The following is a 20,486-nucleotide window of genomic DNA, read 5'->3' on the forward strand; positions in this document are numbered from 1 at the left end:
CGATCTTCGGAACAGCACGTCAGAGCGATCAACGAACGGGTGCGCGGATGGTTACGTTTGGTTTTCGAGGCCGAGGCGAGCTGCGAACTCCGTGGCTCGGGGGATCGCGCTCTGTGTACAGTGGAGCCGCTTTCGCGTGCGGCTTTGTGGTGCGCGGTGCCTCCTTAGCTCAGATGGCCAGAGCAGATCACTTGTAATGATCAGGTCGTCGGTTCGAATCCGACAGGGGGCTCTGTTGAAGGCCAGGTCACATATCCCGTGACCTGGCCTTTTCTGCCTTTCAGGGCATGACGCGTCACGCGGCGAAATCTGCCACGCAGCAGAGTCCTAACCCCAGCGCGCAGGGGCGACGACGCCCACCGACCAGGAGCACTACCTTCACCGGTAGGTGGCAGAAGATCCGCTTTTCTGCGCTATGTAGCTTTTGCTTCGCTTGAACCGTCGAAGGCAGCAGCTGGTGTGAAGGGCAACAGAGCGGCCCGCCCCAGAACTTCGACCAGGTGCTCGGCCAGGAGGCCGATGTGGGGATCGGGCTGAACAAGGGCGGTCGCGTGGCCGCGTGCGGTGCGTTCTGCGGCCCATTCGTGGTCGAGGTTGGTGAAGTCGTCGTCGATCCAGATGGCGGGTGTGTCGCCGAGCCAGGTGTCGACGTGGTCGCGTTTCCAGAGGTAGCCGTTGGGGTGGCTGGTGGTGATCTGCGGGCGTGGGAGGTCGACGTGCGGTAGGTCCGGGAGGCCGAGGAGGGGGCCGATCAGCTTGGTGGCGTCGTGGCGCCAGCTGGTGCACCAGAGGGGAGTGACCAGGCCGGTCCGGATCACGTGCATGAGCAGGGGGCCGTGTGCGGGGTTGAGCCAGATGCTGACCGGGTTGTCGGCGCTCCGGTCAGCGGGCACGACGGTGTGCCGGGTGTGAGTCGCTGGGCTGCTGCCTTCCGTGTCGGGGAAGGGGATGAGGACGCCGTCGATGTCGAGGAGCAGGTAGGGCGGGCGCATCGAGTCTCCCGAGGTAGCCGGGTGGAGGTCAGGGTTTGCGCGCGGTGATCAGCAGGGTGGTGGGCCGGCGCCCCTGGTGTGCGTCGTGGAACTCCCGGGTCGAGGTGAGCCGGAGGCCTGCTTGGGCGAGGTGTTTCTCCCAGAGGTTGGCGTCGAAGTCCCAGCGGGCGATGGGGAGTCGGGCTCCGTCGGGGAGGGTGACGTGGTCCCGGCTTGGACGGCCGCTGGTTGAGGGGGGTCTGCCGCCGCGTTGGGGGTGGGGGACGGAGAAGGCGAGGGTGCCGTCGGGCTTGAGGTGCTGGGCGACGGCTGGGAGCAGGAGTTCGGGGGCTACGAGGCCGATGGCTCCGAAGACGGAGTAGATGGCGTCGAAGTGTTCGTCGGAGGCCTGCAGGTAGTGCAGGGCGTGGCCGGCCGCGAAGGTGAGGTTGTTCAGTCGGCCGTAGTGCGAGCGGGCTCGGCGGACCTGGAGGCCGACGAGGTCGACGCCGGTGACCTGGGCGCCGTAGCGGGTGGCGAGGTGGGCGGCGTTGTGGCCGGGGCCGCAGCCGAGTTCCAGTAGTTGCTTGCGGTGCAGGTCCGGGGCGAGGATCTCGGCGCCGGGGCCGCTGCCCGGCCGGGTGGTCCATTCCATCCGTCCGGGTACGGTCAGTGCCTCGGCGGGGCTGGCCGTGGTGCGCTGGAGGGCGTGGACGTACCAGGGGGAGGCCTGGGCGGGCACGTCAGATCTCCAGGAGGTGGAGTACGTCGGTGAGGTGGCGGCGTACGGCCTTGATGTAGGCGGGGTCGGTGGCCGGGTCGTTGATCCAGCGGATGGACTGTTCCATGAACCACTCGACGGCCCACATGCGGTGCCAGCCCAGCGCCCACTTCTCGGCGGGGAGGCCGCCGCGTTCGGCGAGGGCGTCGGGGGTGCCGCCTTCGGTGACGTAGGTGTCCAGGAAGACGCGCAGGCGTACGGGGTCGGGGGTGTCGAGGGTGCCGTGCCAGCTGGCGGGGTCTAGCAGGCCGGGGCCGGTGAAGGCGCGGGCGAAGTCCAGTAGCCGCCAGCCGTGTTGGCCGATGTGGAGGCTGGTGGGGTGGAACTCGGAGTGCACCCAGCCGAAGGGAGCCGTCGTCGTACCGGTCGAGCGTGCTTCAGCTGCCTGGGCGATGCGGTCGAGGGCGTCCTCGATGTCGTCCGCGTTCTGCCACCGCTCGGCATTGCGGAGTCGGCCGAGATGCTCCAGCGCCCGGCTGGGAAGCCGGCGCAGCGCTTCCCGATCGAGGACCGGCAGTGCGGCGGCGATGCGGGTGCGGTGCAGGACGACGGCCGCGGTGGCGCCATCGAGGTCGTCGGCCTCGCGGGCGGCAGGGCCGAGGTCCTCCAGCAGCATCCCGAGCCAGCCGTCCACGACTGCGGAGGCGCGAACGGCAGGTACCGGGACACCGAGGGTTTGGGCCAGCCGGAGAGCCTGATCCTCGCTGTCGAAGGGCCTCTTGGCGTACTTGAAGATGGCGGTGGTGCCGTCGGTGAAGGTCAGGCGCTCGACGCCGGACATGGACCACACCCGCACCTCCTCACGCACTGCGTTGGACCGGCCGGCGATGGTCAGCAGGTTGTCCAGAAGATCGGTGTTGAGGCTCGTTTCCATCAAGGGCTCCAGTGCTGTTGAAGGCGTCCGGGGCGGGTGAGAGGTGCCGGCCCGCCCCGGAGCCGAGACGGTGGTGCTACGCGGCAGGGCTCACGCGGTGGGCGTAGACCTGCTCGATCCATCCGGCCTTGAATGCGGCGAGGTCGTCGCGGAAGACGGCCATCGAGGCACCGTAGGGCGCCACGACCCCACCGGTCTGGTCGGGTACGGACTGGCAGCCGTGCACGAGCCGTCCGCCGAGGGCGGCGTGGGCCTTGATGGACTCGATGCGGGGGTGTTCGTTGAACCAGCCGCCGTGGTAGACCTCGTCGAGCATGCCGCCCGTCTCGTCGGCCAGGTCGAAGACGACGGAGGTGGCGGCGGGGAAGAACCAGCACGGGCCGACGTTGGAGATACGCCCGTCCAGTTCCACCTTGTTGAGCGCCATCAGCGTGGCCGCCTGGCGCAGCATCCGCAGGTGGTCGGCGGTGATCTGCGGCAGGCCGAGGCCGACGAGGTGCTCGTCGCGGAAGAGGTAGGCGTATACCTCGTAGGCGGTGGCGAGGACGCGGGCGGCGTCCGAGGTGGACTTGGTGTGGGTCTTGATGAACTCCAGCGCGAGTTGCTCGACCGCGCTCTCGGTGGTCTCCTCCACGTCCAGGAGCTGGGACCTGACCAGCTCCCAGTCGGCGACGAGCCAGGTGTTGGACTCGAAGCGGAAGAAGTACTGGGCCGGGTCGATGGTGATGCGCCGGCCGTCGACCTGGATGCCGGGCAGGCGGCTCCAGCGCTCGTCGAACGCCTCGGGCAGTACGGCCGTGATGGCCGCGGTGTGGATGGTGGTCACCGTGTCTCCGTCTCTGATCGGCCGGGATCGGGCACAGGAATGCCCGAACCCGGTGTAGGCGTACGGAACTTCAGGGGCCGCCCGGCCGAAGGGGGGAGCCTGGTCACGGTGTCGGACCGGGGGCCGGGCGGCTGATGATTAGTGAACACTCCGTCACGCACAGTGGGTACGGTGAGAGGCAGTCGAAGCGGTATACGCGGTTTACAGCCCCGGATGGGAGGCGAGCGTGGCAGCACAGAAGGCCTCCAACTCCCGCCTGCGCGGCACCATCGAGGCAACCGGCTGCACGTACGAAGCCCTGGCAAAGGACGTCCGGCGTATCGCGGCCGAGAACGGCGAGATCCTCCAGACCAACAAGTCGGCCGTCTCCCACTGGGCCAACGGCACCCGCCAGCCCACCGGCCGGACCGGCCAGTACCTTGCCGAAGCACTTTCCCGCCGCACGGGCCGCATCATCACCCAGACCGAGATCGGCCTACGCGCGCCGGACGCTGAGGAGTCAGCCGAAGGGGATCCCGTCGTAGCTGCAACTGACCTCGGCCGGGCCGATGTTGAGCGTCGCCGCTTCCTCGCGGTGGCCGCCTTCACCACGGCCGGCGTCGCCATGCCGCTTGCCCACGACCACGAGGCCACCGCCCGCATGCTCCGCGCCCGCACCGGCACGTCCGCGGTCGGAACGGACGACGTGGACGTCGTACGGCAGATCACTGCGGCGTTCAGCGCGGCAGACGAACGCCTCGGCGGAGGGCACGGACTGACCACGGTCACCGCATACCTCGCCGACACCGCCGCCCCCATGCTTAGAGGCCGCTTCCCGAACGAAGCCTTACGCCGTGGAGCCTTCGGCGCCGTGGCCGAACTCGCCTACCTGGCAGGCTGGAAGCACCACGACCTCGGCCACGAAGGCGCCGCCCAGCGCTACTACCAGGTCGGCTACCAACTCGCCTGCGAAGCCGACCCGCACGGCCACGCCGCCTGGATGATGCGCGCCCTCGCCCACCAGGCCCTCAGCCTCAAACAGCCCCACCACTGCGTCGACCTCGTCGAAGGCGCCCTACGGCGGGGCCTGGGCCACGTCGACGGCCAGACCGAAGCCCTCCTCCACATCACCCATGCCCGCGCCTACGCTGCCACCGGCGAGAAGCCCGCAGCGGCCCGCGCCCTGCTCGCAGCCGAGAACGCCCTCCTACGCGACGACGACCCCCAGCCCAGCTACTCCCGCGTCAGCGGCCCTGCCGCCGGCACCGTGGCCAGCCACACCGCGCGCACGCTCACCGACCTCGCCGATCACGTCGGCACCGAGCAACAGCACCGCGATGCCCTGATCCGCTGGGATCGCGAGAAGTACAAGCGCGTGCACGCCCTGACGTATGCCGATCTCGGCGACAGCCTTGCCGCTCAGGCCCGCGCTGACGAGGCTGTCGCTGCTTGGTCCCAGGCCCTGACCCTCATGGAGGGCATGACCTCCGACCGCACCCGCAAGGCCATCACCTCGCTCCGATCAACGGTCGCCGTCTACCAGCGCCGCAAGGTGCGGGGAGCCTCCGAACTCGCCCGCCGCGCACGGGAAGCGCTGGCTTAGGCTGACAACCAACCGGCCGATGAAGGGACACCAGCCGTGGCTCAGCGGACAACCGACGACCAGCCCAAAGCCCTACCGCCCGCCCTCGAATCCATGACCCTGCTGGTCGCCGCCGTCATCGTCCACGATCAGGCCACCAACCGCGTCGTTCTCCTCCAGCGCAGCAAGAACGCCAAGTTCGCCCAGGGCATGTGGGATCTTCCCGTTGGCAAGAGCGAACCCGGCGAGCCTGTCACCGAGACTGCGGTGCGGGAGCTGTACGAGGAGACCGGCCTGACGGTGAAACCGGGGTCCCTGAAGGTTGCTCACATCATTCACGGCGCCTGGGGCGTCGAAGCCCCCAACGGCTTCCTCACCGTCGTCTTCGCTGCCCACGAATGGACCGGCGAACCCGAAAACCGTGAACCCCACAAGCACGCTCAGGTCTGCTGGGTTGACGCTGACACCATTCCCGAAAACTTCGTAGACACTACCGCCAGTGCTCTCCGCGACTACCTGACGGACGGCCCTCAGGTCTCGCTTGACGGTTGGCGCTAACACCACCTTCTACTGGCCGCATGACGTCAGAGGGCCTGTGGATAGTGTTGTGCCGAGTCCATGCCTGAAGGAGCGCCGCTGAATGTCGGACCTGCTTGTCGCTGCGGCAATGTCGGAAGCGGTGGAGAACATCTCAACTGTACGGCCTCTCGGATCGCGGGGTTCCCGCAACGAGGTGGCAGACAGTGGCGCCAGTGAGTTGACGCCCACAGCTGCGGCAGTACTGGCTGCCATTCGCCTGGTGGAAGGCCCGAGCTTCTGCCGTCGGCCTCGCCGGTCGTTGGCTGGACGTTGAGGATGCCTTGCAGGCAACCCACCAGCTGAGATGCCAGTAGATCCCCCCTCGGCGACTCGTGGAGTTCCCTCAATCAAAATTGATGTCAAGAATGTTCTGTCTGATGTGATAATCGCAGACATTGGCGATAATCCGGTCCGATTCTGGATTATTGAGGCTGTGGCGACAGGTGGTGTCGTGATGAACCAGCGCCGGAAGGCGCTACTCGAATGGGCTGCGCAACAGAATATTAAGGCGCGCGTGTTCCTTCTTGACGGCCTTCGAGTCACGAAATTCGGCGCCAGCTCGAAAGCGACTCAAGGATCTTGCTACCGGGACATGGGCCTGGTTCGCCGACGAACCACACCACGAACTCGCTTGGTACAAGGTCAAGCTGGACGCTGACGATATGTGAGTTACACCATGTTGTTGGCGGCCCGGCGTAGTTAACCTTGATCGAATATCCTGGGTGTTAGATGTCGGACGCATTCGAGGCTAGGTTTCCGGCCGAGGGAAATGGGATATGAGGGCATGACCTAACACCATTTGGAATGATCATGCAGGGACTTGTAATGCGTAGGTCGTCGGTTCGAATCCGACGGGGGGCTCCAGTACTACGAATTCCGCAGCCGCCGCCCGATCTCCAGCCCCGTCTCCTCCACCGGATCCCCGTCCTCGATGTTCCACAGGGCGTTCTGGAGGACCCGGGCCAGCGTCCACGCGCGTGCCCGTTCCCGGTCGAGGCTCAGTACCGCCGTCATGGCGTCGAAGCGCCAGAGGATGTCGTTGGCGTCGAAGCGGTTGTTGAGGGCTGGGTAGAGGTCGAAGCCGGGGTCTCCTGTTAGGGGTTTTGGGTCGATGGCCAGCCAGGGGGCTCGGGTGGCGGCCAGGACGTTCTCGAAGTGGAGGTCCCAGTGGAGGAGGCGGTCGCCGGGGAGCGTGGCCACTTCGCGTAGGGCTGCCGCGCAGTCCGCGATCAGGTTCCGGGATGTCCGGTCCGGGATCTGGGGGAGTGCCTGTGGTGTTCGGGCCAGCATGCGTTCCGCGATGTCGCCCAGGCGGCGGATGCCCGGTGGGGCCGGGACCGATGTGAGGTGGGACAGCAGGGTCGCGATGACCAGGGTGGCCTCGTGGGCGTCCGGGACCGTGGACAGCATTCGGGTGTGGTCCAGGCGTTCCAGGAGCATCGTGCCCGTGGTGGGGTCGTGGTTCAGGAGGCGTACCGCGTGGTTGCCGTTCCAGTGGTGGAGGGCCGGTGCCTCGCCTTCGCTCTCCTCGTCCAGGAGTTGGAGTTTGAGGGCGGCCGGGGTGTTGTCGGTGGTGACGACCGGGAGGACCAGGGCTGTTACGCCGTGCATTGAGGGGCCGTCCACGCGTAGGTTCCAGCGGTCCAGGAAGTCGGCCGTGCGGGTGGGGAGTTCGGTGATGAAGGCGCGGCCCGCCTCCCCGTTGTACTTGAGCTGTGTGGCGGCCAGTTCGGCGGGGATGTGGATGGGGGTGGGGGTGGGGGTCACCTGGCGACTTTATGTGCGTGCGTAAATTGGGGCATGCGATTTCCGGTCCGCCCGCGCGGGGTGTGGGCTTACGTCCGTAGTGCTCCGGGCACGTATGTGTGGCTGCTCGTGCTGTTCTTCACGACTGTGGCCGTGCATCACATGTCGGCGGAGTTCCAGGAGGAGTTCCTGCGGCAGCGGTCGACCAACATCAATGAGCTGTCGGACCGTCCGGTGCGGGTGCTGATCTCCAGTGCGATGTGGATCGACGGGTGGTGGACGCCGTACGTCGTGCTGTATTCGGTGTTTCACGCGTCGGTCGAGCGGTGGCTCGGGACTGTGCGGTGGCTGGTGGTGTGCGTGGCCTCGCATGTGCTGGCGACGCTGATCAGTCAGGGTGCGGTGTGGCGGGCGATCCGGGACGGTTCGGCGCCGGCCTCGGCGGCGGACACGATGGATTTCGGGGTGAGTTACGCGCTGGCGGGGGTGGTCGCCGTGCTGGCGTATCGGATCGCTCGGCCTTGGCGGTATGGGTATGTGGCCGGCGTTCTTGGTGTGTGTGTAGTGCCGCTTGTCTTCTCTCGTACCTTCACCGATCTCGGGCACTTCACTGCGGCCCTTGTCGGGTTCTGCTGTTGGCCGTTGACGCGTGGGCGGGGTGGGGAGGTGTGGAATCCGGAGGAGACAGTGGGGGCTTTGAGGCGTTAGCGTCCGGCGCTATGAGCAGCGGGATCGTCAATGGGCGGGTTTCCTTTTGGTACGCGGAGGACGGGCTGCCTGTTCTTCGTGCGCCTCTTGATGGGGATGCGGCGGCTGACGTCGTCATCGTCGGGGGTGGCTATACCGGGTTGTGGACGGCCTACTACCTCAAGAAGGCCGCGCCTTTTCTTCGGATCGTCGTTCTGGAGAAGGAGTTCTGTGGGTACGGGGCTTCCGGGCGCAACGGGGGCTGGCTGTACAACGGGGTCGCGGGGAGGGACCGGTACGCGCGCGTGCACGGTCATGAGGCCGCCGTACGGCTGCAGCGGGCCATGAACGACACCGTTGGGGAAGTGGTGCGGGTCGTGGGGGAGGAGGGGTTCGACGCCGGCATTCATCAGGGGGGTGTGCTGGAAGTCGCTTACACGTCCGCTCAGTTGGCTCGGTTGAGGGACTTCCATGACGTGGAGGTGTCGTACGGGGAGGGCGACCGTGAGTTGTACGGCGCCGAGGCGACCGCCGAGCGGGTGCGGGTGGCCGGTGCTCTCGGGTCGTCGTGGACGCCGCACGGGGCGCGGGTGCATCCGGTGAAGCTGGTCAAAGGGCTCGCGGCGGCTGTTGAGGGGTTGGGTGTTGTCGTCTGCGAACGGACGCCTGTTACGGAGATCAGGGCGAAGCATGCGGTCACGCCGTACGGGACGGTTCGTGCGCCCTATGTGCTGCGCTGTACGGAGGGGTTCACGGCCTCGCTCAAGGGGCAGCGGCGGACCTGGCTGCCGATGAACTCGTCGATGATCGCGACCGAGCCGTTGACGGACGCCCAGTGGGACGAGATCGGCTGGGCGGGGCGGGAGGCGCTGGGCGACATGGCGCACGCGTACATGTACGCGCAGCGGACGGAGGACGGGCGGATCGCGTTGGGCGGGCGCGGGGTGCCGTACCGGTTCGGGTCGCGGACGGACAACGACGGGCGTACGCAGGTGGCGACGGTCGAGGCGTTGCGGGGGATTCTCGTGCGGCTCTTTCCCGTGCTGCGTGATGTGCGGGTCGCGCATGCCTGGTCGGGAGTGCTGGGGGTGCCGCGCGACTGGTGTGCCTCGGTGACGCTGGACCGGTCGACCGGGCTCGGGTGGGCGGGGGGTTACGTCGGTTCGGGCGTCGCCACCGCCAATCTCGCGGCGCGGACGCTGCGGGATCTGGTGCGGCTGGACTCGGGGCAGGCGGGGCGTACCGGGCTGACCGGTCTGCCGTGGGTGGGGCACCGGGTGCGGAAGTGGGAGCCGGAGCCGTTGCGGTGGGTGGGGGTGCGGGGGATGTACGCGACCTATCGTGCCGCGGATCGGAGGGAGTCTGCCGGGGGTGGGGAGCGGTCTTCGAGGCTGGCGCGGGTGGCGGATCGGGTGGCTGGGCGGCACTGAGTCCCCTGCGGGGGCGGTTGCTGGGTGCTGGGTTGGTGCGGCGCCGTCGTGGCTGGTCGCGCAGTTCCTCGCGCTCCTATTGGGGCGCTTCTCGGCCGGGGTGGCTCCCCCCACCGTGAGTCACGGCTCAAGCACCACCTTGCCCGTCGTGCCGCGGTTTTCGAGGGCTCGGTGGGCGGTGGCCGCCTCCGCGAGGGGGAAGCGGTGTACGGACGGGGTCAGGTGGCCGGTGGCTGCTTCGGTGAGGGCGCGGAGTTCGAGGGTGCGTAGGGGGTCGGGGCCGCCGGCCCTGCTCAGCATCGCCGGGCCGAGGACCTGTTCGGAGACGCCCTCGACGAGGTAGGGGGTGCCGTCGTGGAGGCCCTCGCCCGACCAGCCGAAGACCAGGTGCTGTCCGGTGGGGGAGAGGAGGGACGTCGCCTCGCGGGCGATCTCGCCGCCGACCCCGTCGAAGACGACGGTGGCGGGCCGTCCGCCGAGATACGCGCGGACCTTCTCCGGCCACGCGGGGTCCGTGTAGTCGACGGCGAGGTCGGCGCCGTTCGCCTCGACGAGGGCCGTCTTCGCGGGGCCGCCCGCAAGGCCGATCACGGTGGCGCCTGTGTGCCGGGCGTACTGCACGAGCAGGGTGCCGATGCCACCGGCGGCGGCCGGCACGACGGCCACGGAGTCGGGGCCGAGGTCGGTGAACTGCAGGATCCCCATCGCCGTACGCCCGGTGCCGATCATCGCGACGGCCTGGGCGAAGTCGAGGCCGGCCGGGATCTCGTGCAGGCGTTCCATGTCGGTGACGGCGAGTTCGGCGTAGCCGCCGGGCTGGAAGCCGAGGTGGGCGACGACGCGCTTGCCGCGCCACAGCTCCGGGGTGCCTTCGCCGAGGGCGTCGACGGTGCCGGCGACCTCGCGGCCGGGGATGGTCGGCAGGGGGGTCGGCTCCGGTGCCGGGCCTTGCATGCCCTCGCGGAGGGCGGTGTCCAGGAGGTGTACGCCGGCTGCGGCGACGGCGATACGGACCTGGCCGGGGCCGGGGGTCGGGTCGTCCACCTGTTCGTAGGTGAGGTTTTCGGCGGGGCCGAAGGTGTGCAGGCGGATGGCGTGCATGGGGTCCCCCAGGGTGCGTGTGGGTGTGGCTCTCGTTGTGGTGTCGCAGGAGTCCCCACTCTTCAACCTCAAGCTTGCTTCAGGTCAAGAGGGTCGAGAGGGTCGAGAGGGCTGAGGGGGCTGCGGGGGCCGCGAGGTTTTTTGGGGCGGCCGTGGTGTCGTCGGGTTCCCAGTGCCAGTGATACGGCCGTCAGCGCGCTGTTGAACGAGACCTCCGCGAGGACGCCCGGGGCAGCCACCTGGTCGCCGGCGAGGTAGACGCCGTCGCCGCGTTCGATCGCGGGGCGGTCGCGCCAGCTCGTGCCGGGCAGGTCGACCGCGCCGGTGCGGCCGTTCGAGGTGGCCTCGCGGCGCCAGGTGACGCGGTCGCGCCAGCCGTCGAAGGCCAGGTCGAGCAGTTCCTCGGCACGGGCGATGCCCTCGGCGCGGGAGGCGCCCGGGGCGATCGGGAACTGGCCCTGGAGGAGCTGCTCGCCGGGCGGGGCGAGGGTGTGGTCCTGTGCGGTGAAGCGTTCCAGTCGGCCGGGGGCGTCCAGGTCGGAGACGACGTAGGGGTCGCCGCGCCGGGTCCGTACGGCGAGGTCGAGGAGGACGGTACGGGCGCCGGTCCAGGTGAGGGTGTCGTCGTGGAGGAGGCTGCGGGCGGCGGCCAGGGAGGTGGCGACGATGACCGGGGTGTCCGTGGGGAGCGTGTCGACGTGGGACAGGGTCTCCATCCGTACGCCCAGGTTCCAGGCGCGGGCGGCCATGCGGTCGATCACCGTGGCCCAGCCGCCGCGCGGGTGGTTGGCCTCGGGCGGGAGGGTCGCGGCTCGGCGCAGCCGTTCCTGGACGAAGGCGGCGGACAGGGCCCCCGGGGCGTGGTGGAAGAGGGTGACGGCGGAGTAGTGCGCGGCGGCCTGGGCGCCCTTCTCGCCCGCCTGCTCGGTGGCCCAGGTCATGAAGTCGACGTCCACAGGCGCCTGGTGGGCGCTGCGGCGGAGCAGCTTGAGCATCGCGAGGGGCGGGGTGCGGCGCAGGGTGCCCTGGTGACGGAAGTGGAATCGGGCGGCTTCGAGGGGCGGGAGTGGGGCGAGGGGGCCGATGAGGTCGCGGCGGGTGAGCCAGGTCCAGTGCGGGCCGCCGTTGTAGAGGGCGTGCGGGCCGTCGTTCGTGCGGTACGGCCCCTCGGCGGTGCGGCCTCGGCCGCCGAGGGTGTGGTGGGCCTCGTACACCGTGACCTTGGCGCCTGCCTCCGCGGCGGCGATGGCGGCGGTGAGGCCGGCGAGGCCGCCGCCTATGACGGTGAGGGGGGTGTGGGGGCGGGTGTGGGTGTGGGTGCGGGCCATGTCCGGGGGCTCCTTCTGGTGGGTGCCTTTCTGGGTTCCGTCGGTACGACTGGTTGAGGGGGCCGGAATGTGACATGAGGCGTGGTTCGGGGTGTGTTTTCGCAGGTCAGGTGGATTGTCGGTGGTGGGGTGCAGTATGGGGGCATGGCTAGGCGTGTGGTGGGTGGAGCGGGTGGTCCCGGGGCCGGGGTGAAGGCTGCTCGGCGGGCCGAGGTGCGGTTGCCGGTGCTGGAGCCGTTCGGGGGTGGGGAGTTGGCGCCGGACGGGGACTATGACGGGCTGGAGTTCCGGGACGTCGACTTCGCGGGGCAGAACGGTGGGGGTGCCCGGTTCATGGACTGTGCGCTGACGGGGTGCGCGCTGGACGAGACCCGGCTGCACCATGCCCGGCTGCTCGACTCCGTCCTCACGGGCATACGGGGTGTCGGCACGAACCTTGCCGAGTCGACTCTGCGTGATGTGGAGCTGGTCGATGCGCGGTTGGGTGGGGTGCAGTTGCATGGGGCTGTGCTGGAGCGGGTGGTCGTGCGGGGCGGGAAGATCGACTATCTGAACCTGCGCAAGGCGAAGTTGAAGGACGTCGTCTTCGAGGGGTGCGTGTTGGTGGAGCCGGACTTCGGGGGTGCGGTGCTGGAGCGGGTGGAGTTTGTGGGCTGTGTGGTGAAGGGGGCGGACTTCAGTGCGGCGACGCTGAGGGATGTGGATTTGCGGGGGGCTGTGGAGTTGGGGTTCGCGCGGGGGGTGGATCGGTTGGCGGGGGCGGTGATCAGTCCTGTGCAGTTGCTTGATCTGGCGGGGGTGTTTGCGGCGGAGTTGGGGGTGCGGGTGGAGGGGGTTGGGTAGTTGTTTTCGCCCCCGCCGCCCCTACCCGTCCCATCCTTCTGGGGGCTGCGCCCCCAGACCCCCCTTTCGGCCTGAACGGCCTCGTCCTCAAACGCCGGACGGGCTGGAGGGTGGTGGCGGCCGGGTGGGTGGGAAAGTCGCGCTGAACGCGCTCGTCCTCAAGCGCCGGATGGGCTGGTTTGTCAGCCCGTCCGGCGCTTGAGGACAAGGCCCGTTCAGGGCCGTAGCGGGGGTCTGGGGGCGCAGCCCCCAGAAGGATGGGACGGGTAGGGGCGGCGGGGGCGAGAAACCTCCAGAATCGGTCAGCGCACCCTCGGGAAGCGGGCCTGCAGTGTCCAGATGGCCGGGTTCTCGCCGAGGGCGTCGTGGAGGTCCGTCAGGTCCGCCACGATGTCGTGGAGGAAATCCCTTGCCTCCTTGCGGAGTTCGGCGTGGGAGAAGGTGAGCGGAGGCTCCTCCGCCGGCATCCAGTCGGACTCGATGTCCACCCACCCGAAGCGGCGCTGGAACAGCATGCGGTCGGTGGACTCGGTGAAGTCCAGTTCCGCGTACTGGGGGCGGGAGGCGCGGGAGCCCGCGGGGTCCTGGTCCAGCTGTTCCACGATGTCGCACAGCGCCCACGCGAAGTCGAGCACCGGCACCCATCCCCAGGCTGTGGACAACTCCCGGTCCGCCTTGGTGTCCGCGAGGTAGACGTCACCGCAGAACAGATCGTGGCGGAGTGTGTGGACGTCCGCGCGGCGGTAGTCGGTCTGCGGGGGGTCCGGGAAGCGGTTGGAGAGGGCGTAGCCGATATCGAGCACGGAGGTGATGGTGTCATGGCACGGCGGGATTCCCGTCCGGGAACCTTGAACCGCGAAAGCCCCCGGCCCAGACGCCAATCGCGCTCGGCCAGGGGCTTTTCAGCCGCCGTTACGACTCAGACCACGGCTCAGACGTTGACGCCGAAGTCCTGGGCGATGCCCACCAGGCCCGAGGCGTAGCCCTGGCCGACCGCGCGGAACTTCCACTCCGCGCCGTTGCGGTACAGCTCGCCGAAGACCATCGCCGTCTCCGTCGCCGCGTCCTCCGAGAGGTCGTAGCGGGCGATCTCCGCGCCGCCGGCCTCGTTCAGGATGCGGATGTAGGCGTTGCGGACCTGGCCGAAGTTCTGCGAGCGGTTCTCGGCGTCGTAGATCGAGACCGGGAAGACGATCTTGTCGATGTCGGCCGGGAGGCCGGCGAGGTTGACCTTGATCGCCTCGTCGTCGCCCGCGCCCTCGCCCGTGCGGTTGTCGCCGGTGTGGACGATCGTGCTGTCCGGGGTCTGCTTGTTGTTGAAGAAGACGAAGTGGCCGTCCGAGTAGACCTTGCCTTCCAGGTTGACCGCGATCGCCGAGGCGTCGAGGTCGAAGTCCGTGCCGGTGGTGGTGCGGACGTCCCAGCCGAGGCCCACGGTGACGGCGGTCAGGCCCGGAGCCTCCTTGGTGAGCGAGACGTTGCCACCCTTGGACAGGCTTACAGCCATTGTTGGGAGTCCTTCCCTCGTTTTTTGACGTACGTGCGTGCGGTGACGAAGCTACCGTCACCTCCTTGAACGCCGACGGGGGTACCGAAGGTTCCGCGCGGCTTTACTTTCTTTACCTGTTTTGACGGCCCGCCCGGCGAAAACGGGGTGACGTGGACCGGACAGCCGCGCGACCATGGTGGGCATGTCCGGTCCCTACCTCATCCGTGGCTCCGTCTCGCTCCCCGAGGCCGAGCTGATGTGGCGTTTCTCGCGGTCCGGCGGGCCGGGCGGGCAGCACGTCAACACCAGTGACTCCAAGGTCGAGCTGAGCCTCGACCTCGCGAACACCGAGTCGCTGCCCGAGGTGTGGAAGCGGCGCGCCCTGGAGCGTCTCGCCGGACGGCTCGTCGACGGAGTCGTCACCGTCCGCTCCTCCGAGCACCGCTCGCAGTGGCGCAACCGTGAGGCGGCGGCCGTACGCCTGGCCGCCCTGCTCGCCGAGGCCACCGCGCCGCCGCCGAAGCCGCGCACCCCCACCCGTATCCCGCGCGGAATCAATGAACGCCGTTTGCGGCAGAAGAAAGCGCGCGCGGATGTGAAGCGGGGCCGTACCGGACGTGACTGGGGTTAGCGGGACCGGAGTTGGTCGGTAACCGGTCGCCGCGATCACCGGATCGGTGGCGCCGGATGAATGATCGTGAATTTCCGAACGGCCGGGAGAAAGAACCGTGGAACGGCCCCGGGAATGAATTTCTCGCCGTGGGATGCGAATCACACCGATGGTGATGGTGATGGTGATGGCCGACCCCGACCCTAGCCCCAACCCCAACCCCAAGCCCTCGTCTACGTCAGTTTCAGTACCCCTACCGTCTGGCCCCCGCTCGTCTCCCCGGTCGGGGTGAAGCCCAGCGCCAGATAGAAGGGCTCGGGGCCGGTCGGGCCGGGGTGCCAGGTGACGTATAGGTCGGTGCCGCCTCGGCGGCGGATCTCGGCTGCGACGGACTCGACGGCGAAGCGGCCGTAGCCCTTGCCCTGTTCGGCGGCCGCGATGTTCAGGCGCCAGAGGCCGGAGCGCAGGTCGGCGCCCGTGCCGTCCCAGGCGATGTCGAAGAAGGCCATGAGGAAACCGACGGGCCGCTCCCCGTCGAGGATCAGCCGGGGCCAGGCGGTGCGCGGATGGACGTACGCCTCCGCCAGGGACTTCATGACCGGCGAGACCGCGTGTTCCTGGTCCGGGCGGACCCGTACGGCGACGGCCGCGTCGAAGTTGTCGGAGCTGATCCGCTCCAGCCGCAGCGCGTCGTTCGTCGTCATACGGGCAACCTAAGCAGCCCGGTACCTACGTGACCAGCGAGTTTCCCGTCAGCCCAGCTGGCGGTAGCGGCCCCGGAAGTACGCCAGCGGGCCGCCGTCCGCGCTCGGTGTCGTCGCCGTCAGGACGCGGCCGATGATCAGGGTGTGGTCGCCCGCCGGGATCCGCTGCTCCGTGCGGCACTCCAGGTTCGCCAGGGCGCCGCCCACCAGGGGAGCGCCGGACGCGCCGCCCCGGACGTACGGGATGTCCTCGAAGAGGAGGCGGTCGCTGATGCGGCCCTTCATGGCGAAGCGGCCCGCGATGTGCCGCTGGCTCTCGGCGAGGACGGAGACCGCCCACAGGGGCTGTTCGGCGAGCAGGTCGTCCATCCGGGAGCCCTCGCGCACGCTGACCATGACCAGGGGCGGGTCCAGGGAGACCGACAGGAAGGCGGTCGCCGTCATGCCGACGTCCTCGCCGACCGGCGCCTGGGGGTCGTCGGCGTCGAGGGACGCCTCCCGTGCGGTCACCAGGACCACGCCCGAGGCCAGGCGGGACATGGCGGCGCGGAAGTCGTCGTTGCTCACGCCCCCAGGATGCCCGCCCGGAGGGGCAGGGGTGGCATGGGGGGCGGGCGAGGCGGGTACGGCAGGTACGGCAGGGGGAGTCAGCACACTGGAAAACGTATGCGGCGTTCCTGTCCCACCACATCGGACCAGCGCCCGAACCCGGACCTAGGACTCCCGACCGAGATCCCGACCGAGATCCCGATCAAGGTCCTTGCCGATTCCCAACGGGCGGTAAAGATCGGGAACGGCCACGCCGACCTCTTCTCCCCCGTATCCTCGCTCGTAGTATCCGCACAGATACAAAGTTTGCGTTCAGTAAACGCACAGGGGGAACCCAGAAACTCCACTCAATTGCTCATCTTTCGCTGTGACTTGAGTCACAGGTGCCCCTTTTTGTTGACCCTGTGTACCGAGTGGGCAGCGCGCTGTGATTCAGTGGCGGGGATGGTGGGATAGGCGGAGGGAGGGCGAATGGAGACCGACCAGGAGCCGTACGTCCGTCTCGCGACCTTGCGGCAGCTGCACCAGGTCATGGCGGACATGAACACCGCGCGCAGTCTGGCGGACACACTCCAGACCGTCGCCGACGGGGTCGTGAACGGCCTCGGTTACGAGCTGGCGTGCGTCAATCTCGTCCGCCCCGACGGCGATCTCGTCGTCGCCGCCTTCGCCGGGAACTCCGCCGCCGAGGCCCTCATCACCGGCCGGGTCGGCTCCCGCGACTCCTGGGAGCGCCGGCTCGCGATGGGCGAGGTCTGGGGCGATCTGGTCTTCATACCGCACACCGAGGGCTGGGTCCTCGACGACGACGACGTCCCGCAGTGGTACACCGACGGCCCCGCCCCGCGTTTCGAGGACGAGTGGCACCCCTCGGACCGGCTCTTCGCCCCGATGTTCACGCCCAGCGTGCCCGGCGGCAGCAGCTGCGGCGAACTGATCGGCGTCCTGTCCGTGGACCGGCCCCGCAACGGCCGCCGGCCGGGCGCTTGGGGCAAGGAAGCGCTCCAGATGTACGCCTTTCAGGCCGCGATCGCGATCAGCAACGCACGTCTACGCGCGAATATGCAGCGGGCACTGGTCAGACTCGAACGCGAGCAGCAGGCGCTGCGGGCCAGCGAGGAGAGTTTCCGGCAGGCCTTCGAGTACGCCCCCTCCGGCATGGCCATAGCCGAGATGGGCGGCGACCAGCACGGGCGAATACTCCGCACCAACGACGCCCTGTGCCGCCTCCTGGGCCGCCCCGCCTCCGCGATGCGCCGCTACGCCTTCTCCGACCTCGTGCACCCCGAGGACATCGGCACCCTGCTCCGCACCTCCGCCGAGGGCGGGCGCGCCGAACTCCGGCTCTGTCGCCGTGACGGCTCCTATCTGTGGGTGTCGCTGCGCAACTCGGTCGTCGCGGACGCCGCCGACGGCCCGCGCTTCCTGCTCACCCACGTCGAGGACATAGAGGAGCGCAAGCGCCGCGAGCTGCAGCTCGCCCACCGCGCCTCCCACGACTCCCTGACCGGCCTGCCGAACTCCGCCGAACTGCGCTCCCGGCTCAGCGCCCGCCTCTGCCAGCGCCCGCAGTCGGCGGAGCCAGGGCTGGTCGAGTCGGTCGACGCGGCCTACGGCAACACCCAGCCCGACCCGTACGGCCGCAACGACCAGTACACGGCGACGGCGACGCCCGTGGCGGCCGACGGCACGCTCCAGACGTACGACGCGAACGGCCACGCCTTCGCCCTCCGCGGCGCCTCCGAGGGGTACGGCGCCTACGACCACCACGTCCACACGGTCGCCCCCGAGGGTGAGAAGGACGACGGCACGAAGGGGCTCGCGGTTCTCTTCTGCGACCTCGACGGCTTCAAGTCGATCAACGACCGCTTCGGGCACAACGCCGGCGACGCGGTACTGATCGAGGTGGCCCGGCGGCTCGGCCGCGCCGTGCGAGACGGCGACACGGTGGCCCGGCTCGGCGGCGACGAGTTCGTCGTACTCGCCGACGGCCTCGGCCGGGCCGACGCCCAGGACCTGGCCGTACGCCTGCGCAACGAGATCATCCAGCCCATCCGGGTCGACGGCCGCGCGATGCGGGTCGGCGGGAGCTTCGGCATCGGGTGGGCCCAGTGCGGGATGACGGCGGACGAGGTCCTGAAGTCCGCCGACGAACGGATGTACGTCGAGAAACGATCTCGTCCCAAACAGCACCGCCGGGCTGGATGATCACCAGGTCGGTGGCCTGCCGGTGACCCCGTGCGGGCAGAGTCACCCGTTTGGGGCAGTGGGAGCGGGTAGGCTCGCTATTCGCATTGCATGTTTCACAGAACCCCGCAACACCCCCGCAGTAGTCCCACCCCGCACCTGTTGAGGAGTACCAAGGGATGACGCCCGGCAACAGCGGCGCGAGCACGCCCGAGGACGACGATCCGTTCGGCTACCTGTACGAAGACGGTCAGGCCAACGGAGCACAGCCGCCGTCCGGCGGTTACGGCTACCCGAACTCGGTCGGCCGGGTGCGGCCGGTCGGCGAGCGTCAGTACAGCCCGTCGGCGGGCCCGGGACAGGGTCCCGGCCAGGGCCCGCAGCCGGCGTACGGCCAGACCGCCCCGACCGCGCAGTACGGCCAGGCGGTCCCGCAGCAGGGGGCGTACGGCAGCAGCCCGAACGCCCACTACCAGGCCCCCGAGGCCTTCGGCGGCGGCCCCACGGGTCCCCAGCAGCAGCACGCGTACAGCGGTGGCAACGGCAGAGGCGGGCGGGGCGGCGGGCCCAACACCAAGGGGCTGCTGATCGGCGCGATCGCGGTGGTCGCCGCGGTCGTCATCGGGATCGGCGTGGCCATGATGGGCGGCGACGGCGACAACGAGGGCGCGGGCGGCGACGCCAGCGCGTCCGCGTCGACCGGGCAGAGCGCGTCGCCGTCCCCGTCGGCCAGCGCCTCGGCGTCCGCCGACGCGGAGCTGCCGACCATCGACGCGAAGGCGCTGCTGCTCGGCGGTGGCGCCAGCGCGGTGTCGGACGTCGAGGGTGCGCAGGCCGCCGGCGGTGTCTATGTGGGCAACTTCAACAACGTGGGCGCGTCGGTCACGTGGAACGTGAGCGGGATCGCGAAGGAGGGGGAGTACCGGCTGTACGTCAACTACGGCGTGCCCGGTAAGGACGCCTCCGCGACGCTGACGGTCAATGGGACGGCGCAGTCTCGGCCGCTGAACCTGAGCAACTTCGCGAAGGCCGCCGAGGGGGACTATGCGAAGGGGTGGACGAACACGTGGGCGTCCGTCCAGCTGAACAAGGGCACGAACACGATCAAGATCTCCTGTGAGCAGGGGGATCAGTGTGATGTGAATCTGGATCAGCTGTATCTGGCTGCTGCTGAGTAGGGGCTGCTGGGGTTCGGGGTTTCGTCCGCGGGCCGGTGGGGGTTTGTCGCGCAGTTCCCCGCGCCCCTGAAGGGGCGCGTCTACGCGGCCGTTGCTTCAGTTGTCACCGTTACTCGGCTCAGTAGCTGCTCGTACGTTGGTCTGTCGAACTCGCCTGCCGTTGGGGACATGACCGTTGCCGTTGACAGGGCTGTTGCTCTGGTCAGGCGTTCGGGCCAGGGGAGTTGGTCGATCAGGCCCGACAGCAGGCCCGCGACCGCCGAGTCGCCCGCGCCTGTCGGGTTGCCCCTGACGCAGGTTGGCGGGGTCGCTCGCCAGCGGCCCTCCGGGGTCACCGCGAGCAGGCCGTCCGGGCCCAGTGAGGCCACCACCGCCCGTGCGCCGCGTCTGCGGACGTCCCGGGTGGCCTGTGACGGCTCGTGGGAGCCGGTGAGTTCGGTGAGTTCGGCGGCGTTCGGCTTGACCAGGTCGGGGCGGGCCGCGACCCCGCGCCTGAGCGGCTCCCCGCTGGTGTCGAGCAGCACGGGTACGCCGGCTGCCCGTGCGGTGCGGATGAGGTGGGCGTACGCGCCCCCGGCACCCCCGGCGGCAGGCTTCCGCAGAGGGCCACCACCGAGACCGACGGCAGCAGCCCCTCGTACACGTCCTGGAAGGCGGACCACTCTGCCGGGGTGACCTGCGGGCCCGGTTCGTTGAGTTGGGTCGCTTCCGGTGTCAGGTTCGCGGCCGTCTCCTCGACCACCGCTATCGTGCGGCGAGTTGAGCCCGCCACCGGGACCAGGGCGTCCAACACACCTGGTGTGGCGGTGAGTTGGTCCTGTACCGCCCGTCCGGCCGGGCCGCCCGCGAAGCCGGTGACCGTCACCTCGTGGCCGAGGGCGGCCAGGACCCGGGCCACGTTCAGGCCCTTGCCGCCCGGGCGTTCGGTCACCGAGGTGACCCGATGGGAGGCGTACGGGCGCAACTCCCGTACGCGGTACGTGATGTCCAGCGCGGTGTTCAGCGTGACCGTGAGGATCACCGGGGCTGCCTCCCTCCCTCG

At 69.2% G+C, this 20,486-nt stretch carries 20 protein-coding genes, 1 tRNA gene and 1 pseudogene; 10 read left to right on the forward strand and 12 right to left on the reverse strand.

The genetic code is table 11. The features are described 5' to 3' along the window. The first annotated feature begins 158 nt into the window (after nt 1–158). Nucleotides 159–232 (forward strand) — tRNA-Thr (locus tag LUX31_RS25035). Between the two features lie 181 nt (nt 233–413). Here the strand turns inward: LUX31_RS25035 and LUX31_RS25040 are convergent. The 4 genes from LUX31_RS25040 to LUX31_RS25055 all read right to left on the reverse strand — a co-directional run bounded on the left by LUX31_RS25040 (nt 414) and on the right by LUX31_RS25055 (nt 3,452). Continuing rightward, a complete protein-coding gene (locus tag LUX31_RS25040; protein ID WP_235477197.1) occupies nt 414–992 on the reverse strand; it encodes an HAD domain-containing protein in 579 nt (192 codons plus the stop codon). Between the two features lie 28 nt (nt 993–1,020). After that, nucleotides 1,021–1,713, reverse strand: a complete 693-nt coding sequence (locus LUX31_RS25045; protein ID WP_235477198.1) for a class I SAM-dependent methyltransferase — start codon at nt 1,711–1,713, stop codon at nt 1,021–1,023. Between the two features lies 1 nt (nt 1,714). Then, complete coding sequence (locus tag LUX31_RS25050; RefSeq protein WP_235477199.1) at nt 1,715–2,626, reverse strand: phosphotransferase family protein; 912 nt, start codon at nt 2,624–2,626, stop codon at nt 1,715–1,717. A 76-nt stretch (nt 2,627–2,702) separates the two neighbouring features. Then, a complete protein-coding gene (locus LUX31_RS25055; protein WP_235477200.1) occupies nt 2,703–3,452 on the reverse strand; it encodes a hypothetical protein in 750 nt (249 codons plus the stop codon). A gap of 226 nt (nt 3,453–3,678) precedes the next feature. Here LUX31_RS25055 and LUX31_RS25060 point away from each other — a divergent pair, with 226 nt between their 5' ends. The 3 genes from LUX31_RS25060 (at nt 3,679) to LUX31_RS37960 (ending at nt 6,260) form a co-directional block, all read left to right on the forward strand. After that, entirely contained in the window at nt 3,679–5,034 is a 1,356-nt protein-coding gene (locus LUX31_RS25060; RefSeq protein ID WP_235477201.1) for a tetratricopeptide repeat protein, read from the forward strand. A gap of 36 nt (nt 5,035–5,070) precedes the next feature. Beyond that, entirely contained in the window at nt 5,071–5,571 is a 501-nt protein-coding gene (locus tag LUX31_RS25065) for an NUDIX domain-containing protein (RefSeq protein ID WP_235477202.1), read from the forward strand. A 545-nt stretch (nt 5,572–6,116) separates the two neighbouring features. After that, nucleotides 6,117–6,260: a hypothetical protein gene (locus LUX31_RS37960; protein WP_443046000.1), complete on the forward strand. Its 144-nt coding sequence runs from the start codon at nt 6,117–6,119 to the stop codon at nt 6,258–6,260. Nucleotides 6,261–6,459: 199 nt separating this feature from the next. Here LUX31_RS37960 and LUX31_RS25070 read toward each other — a convergent pair whose 3' ends face one another. Then, nucleotides 6,460–7,359, reverse strand: a complete 900-nt coding sequence (locus LUX31_RS25070; protein WP_235477203.1) for an aminoglycoside phosphotransferase family protein — start codon at nt 7,357–7,359, stop codon at nt 6,460–6,462. A 33-nt stretch (nt 7,360–7,392) separates the two neighbouring features. Between LUX31_RS25070 and LUX31_RS25075 the strand changes: the two genes are divergently transcribed. Further along, nucleotides 7,393–8,046: a rhomboid-like protein gene (locus LUX31_RS25075; protein WP_235477204.1), complete on the forward strand. Its 654-nt coding sequence runs from the start codon at nt 7,393–7,395 to the stop codon at nt 8,044–8,046. 11 nt (nt 8,047–8,057) lie between these two features. After that, the gene (locus LUX31_RS25080) at nt 8,058–9,455 is read left to right on the forward strand and encodes an NAD(P)/FAD-dependent oxidoreductase (protein WP_235477205.1); all 1,398 of its coding nucleotides are present in this window, start codon (nt 8,058–8,060) and stop codon (nt 9,453–9,455) included. A gap of 120 nt (nt 9,456–9,575) precedes the next feature. On the opposite strand, the gene LUX31_RS25085 is transcribed toward LUX31_RS25080, so the two are convergent. Together LUX31_RS25085 and LUX31_RS25090 are read right to left on the reverse strand one after the other, a co-directional pair. Beyond that, nucleotides 9,576–10,556, reverse strand: a complete 981-nt coding sequence (locus LUX31_RS25085; RefSeq protein ID WP_235477206.1) for a zinc-binding dehydrogenase — start codon at nt 10,554–10,556, stop codon at nt 9,576–9,578. A gap of 68 nt (nt 10,557–10,624) precedes the next feature. After that, the gene (locus tag LUX31_RS25090; protein WP_235477207.1) at nt 10,625–11,884 is read right to left on the reverse strand and encodes an NAD(P)-binding protein; all 1,260 of its coding nucleotides are present in this window, start codon (nt 11,882–11,884) and stop codon (nt 10,625–10,627) included. A gap of 144 nt (nt 11,885–12,028) precedes the next feature. Here LUX31_RS25090 and LUX31_RS25095 point away from each other — a divergent pair, with 144 nt between their 5' ends. Continuing rightward, complete coding sequence (locus LUX31_RS25095) at nt 12,029–12,727, forward strand: pentapeptide repeat-containing protein (RefSeq protein WP_235477208.1); 699 nt, start codon at nt 12,029–12,031, stop codon at nt 12,725–12,727. Between the two features lie 302 nt (nt 12,728–13,029). Here LUX31_RS25095 and LUX31_RS25100 read toward each other — a convergent pair whose 3' ends face one another. Further along, the gene (locus LUX31_RS25100) at nt 13,030–13,530 is read right to left on the reverse strand and encodes a hypothetical protein (RefSeq protein WP_235477209.1); all 501 of its coding nucleotides are present in this window, start codon (nt 13,528–13,530) and stop codon (nt 13,030–13,032) included. Nucleotides 13,531–13,658: 128 nt separating this feature from the next. Then, nucleotides 13,659–14,234 carry a TerD family protein gene (locus tag LUX31_RS25105; RefSeq protein ID WP_235477210.1) on the reverse strand — a complete coding sequence of 192 codons (576 nt, stop codon included), beginning with the start codon at nt 14,232–14,234 and terminating at the stop codon, nt 13,659–13,661. A gap of 175 nt (nt 14,235–14,409) precedes the next feature. Between LUX31_RS25105 and arfB the strand changes: the two genes are divergently transcribed. Continuing rightward, nucleotides 14,410–14,847 (forward strand): alternative ribosome rescue aminoacyl-tRNA hydrolase ArfB, encoded by a 438-nt coding sequence (arfB, locus tag LUX31_RS25110; RefSeq protein ID WP_235477211.1) that lies wholly within the window; start codon nt 14,410–14,412, stop codon nt 14,845–14,847. A 212-nt stretch (nt 14,848–15,059) separates the two neighbouring features. Here arfB and LUX31_RS25115 read toward each other — a convergent pair whose 3' ends face one another. Together LUX31_RS25115 and LUX31_RS25120 are read right to left on the reverse strand one after the other, a co-directional pair. Beyond that, entirely contained in the window at nt 15,060–15,530 is a 471-nt protein-coding gene (locus LUX31_RS25115; protein ID WP_235477212.1) for a GNAT family N-acetyltransferase, read from the reverse strand. Between the two features lie 48 nt (nt 15,531–15,578). Next, a complete protein-coding gene (locus tag LUX31_RS25120; protein ID WP_443046070.1) occupies nt 15,579–16,070 on the reverse strand; it encodes a flavin reductase family protein in 492 nt (163 codons plus the stop codon). Between the two features lie 480 nt (nt 16,071–16,550). Here LUX31_RS25120 and cdgB point away from each other — a divergent pair, with 480 nt between their 5' ends. Together cdgB and LUX31_RS25130 are read left to right on the forward strand one after the other, a co-directional pair. Further along, complete coding sequence (gene cdgB / locus LUX31_RS25125) at nt 16,551–18,287, forward strand: diguanylate cyclase CdgB (protein WP_235477220.1); 1,737 nt, start codon at nt 16,551–16,553, stop codon at nt 18,285–18,287. A 158-nt stretch (nt 18,288–18,445) separates the two neighbouring features. Beyond that, nucleotides 18,446–19,444 (forward strand): CBM35 domain-containing protein, encoded by a 999-nt coding sequence (locus tag LUX31_RS25130; RefSeq protein ID WP_235477221.1) that lies wholly within the window; start codon nt 18,446–18,448, stop codon nt 19,442–19,444. An 80-nt stretch (nt 19,445–19,524) separates the two neighbouring features. Here LUX31_RS25130 and LUX31_RS25135 read toward each other — a convergent pair. Next, nucleotides 19,525–20,465, reverse strand: a pseudogene (locus LUX31_RS25135) (1-phosphofructokinase family hexose kinase). Nucleotides 20,466–20,486: the final 21 nt, after the last annotated feature.

This window comes from Streptomyces sp. GQFP, from assembly GCF_021545335.1.
Lineage (GTDB): Bacteria > Actinomycetota > Actinomycetes > Streptomycetales > Streptomycetaceae > Streptomyces.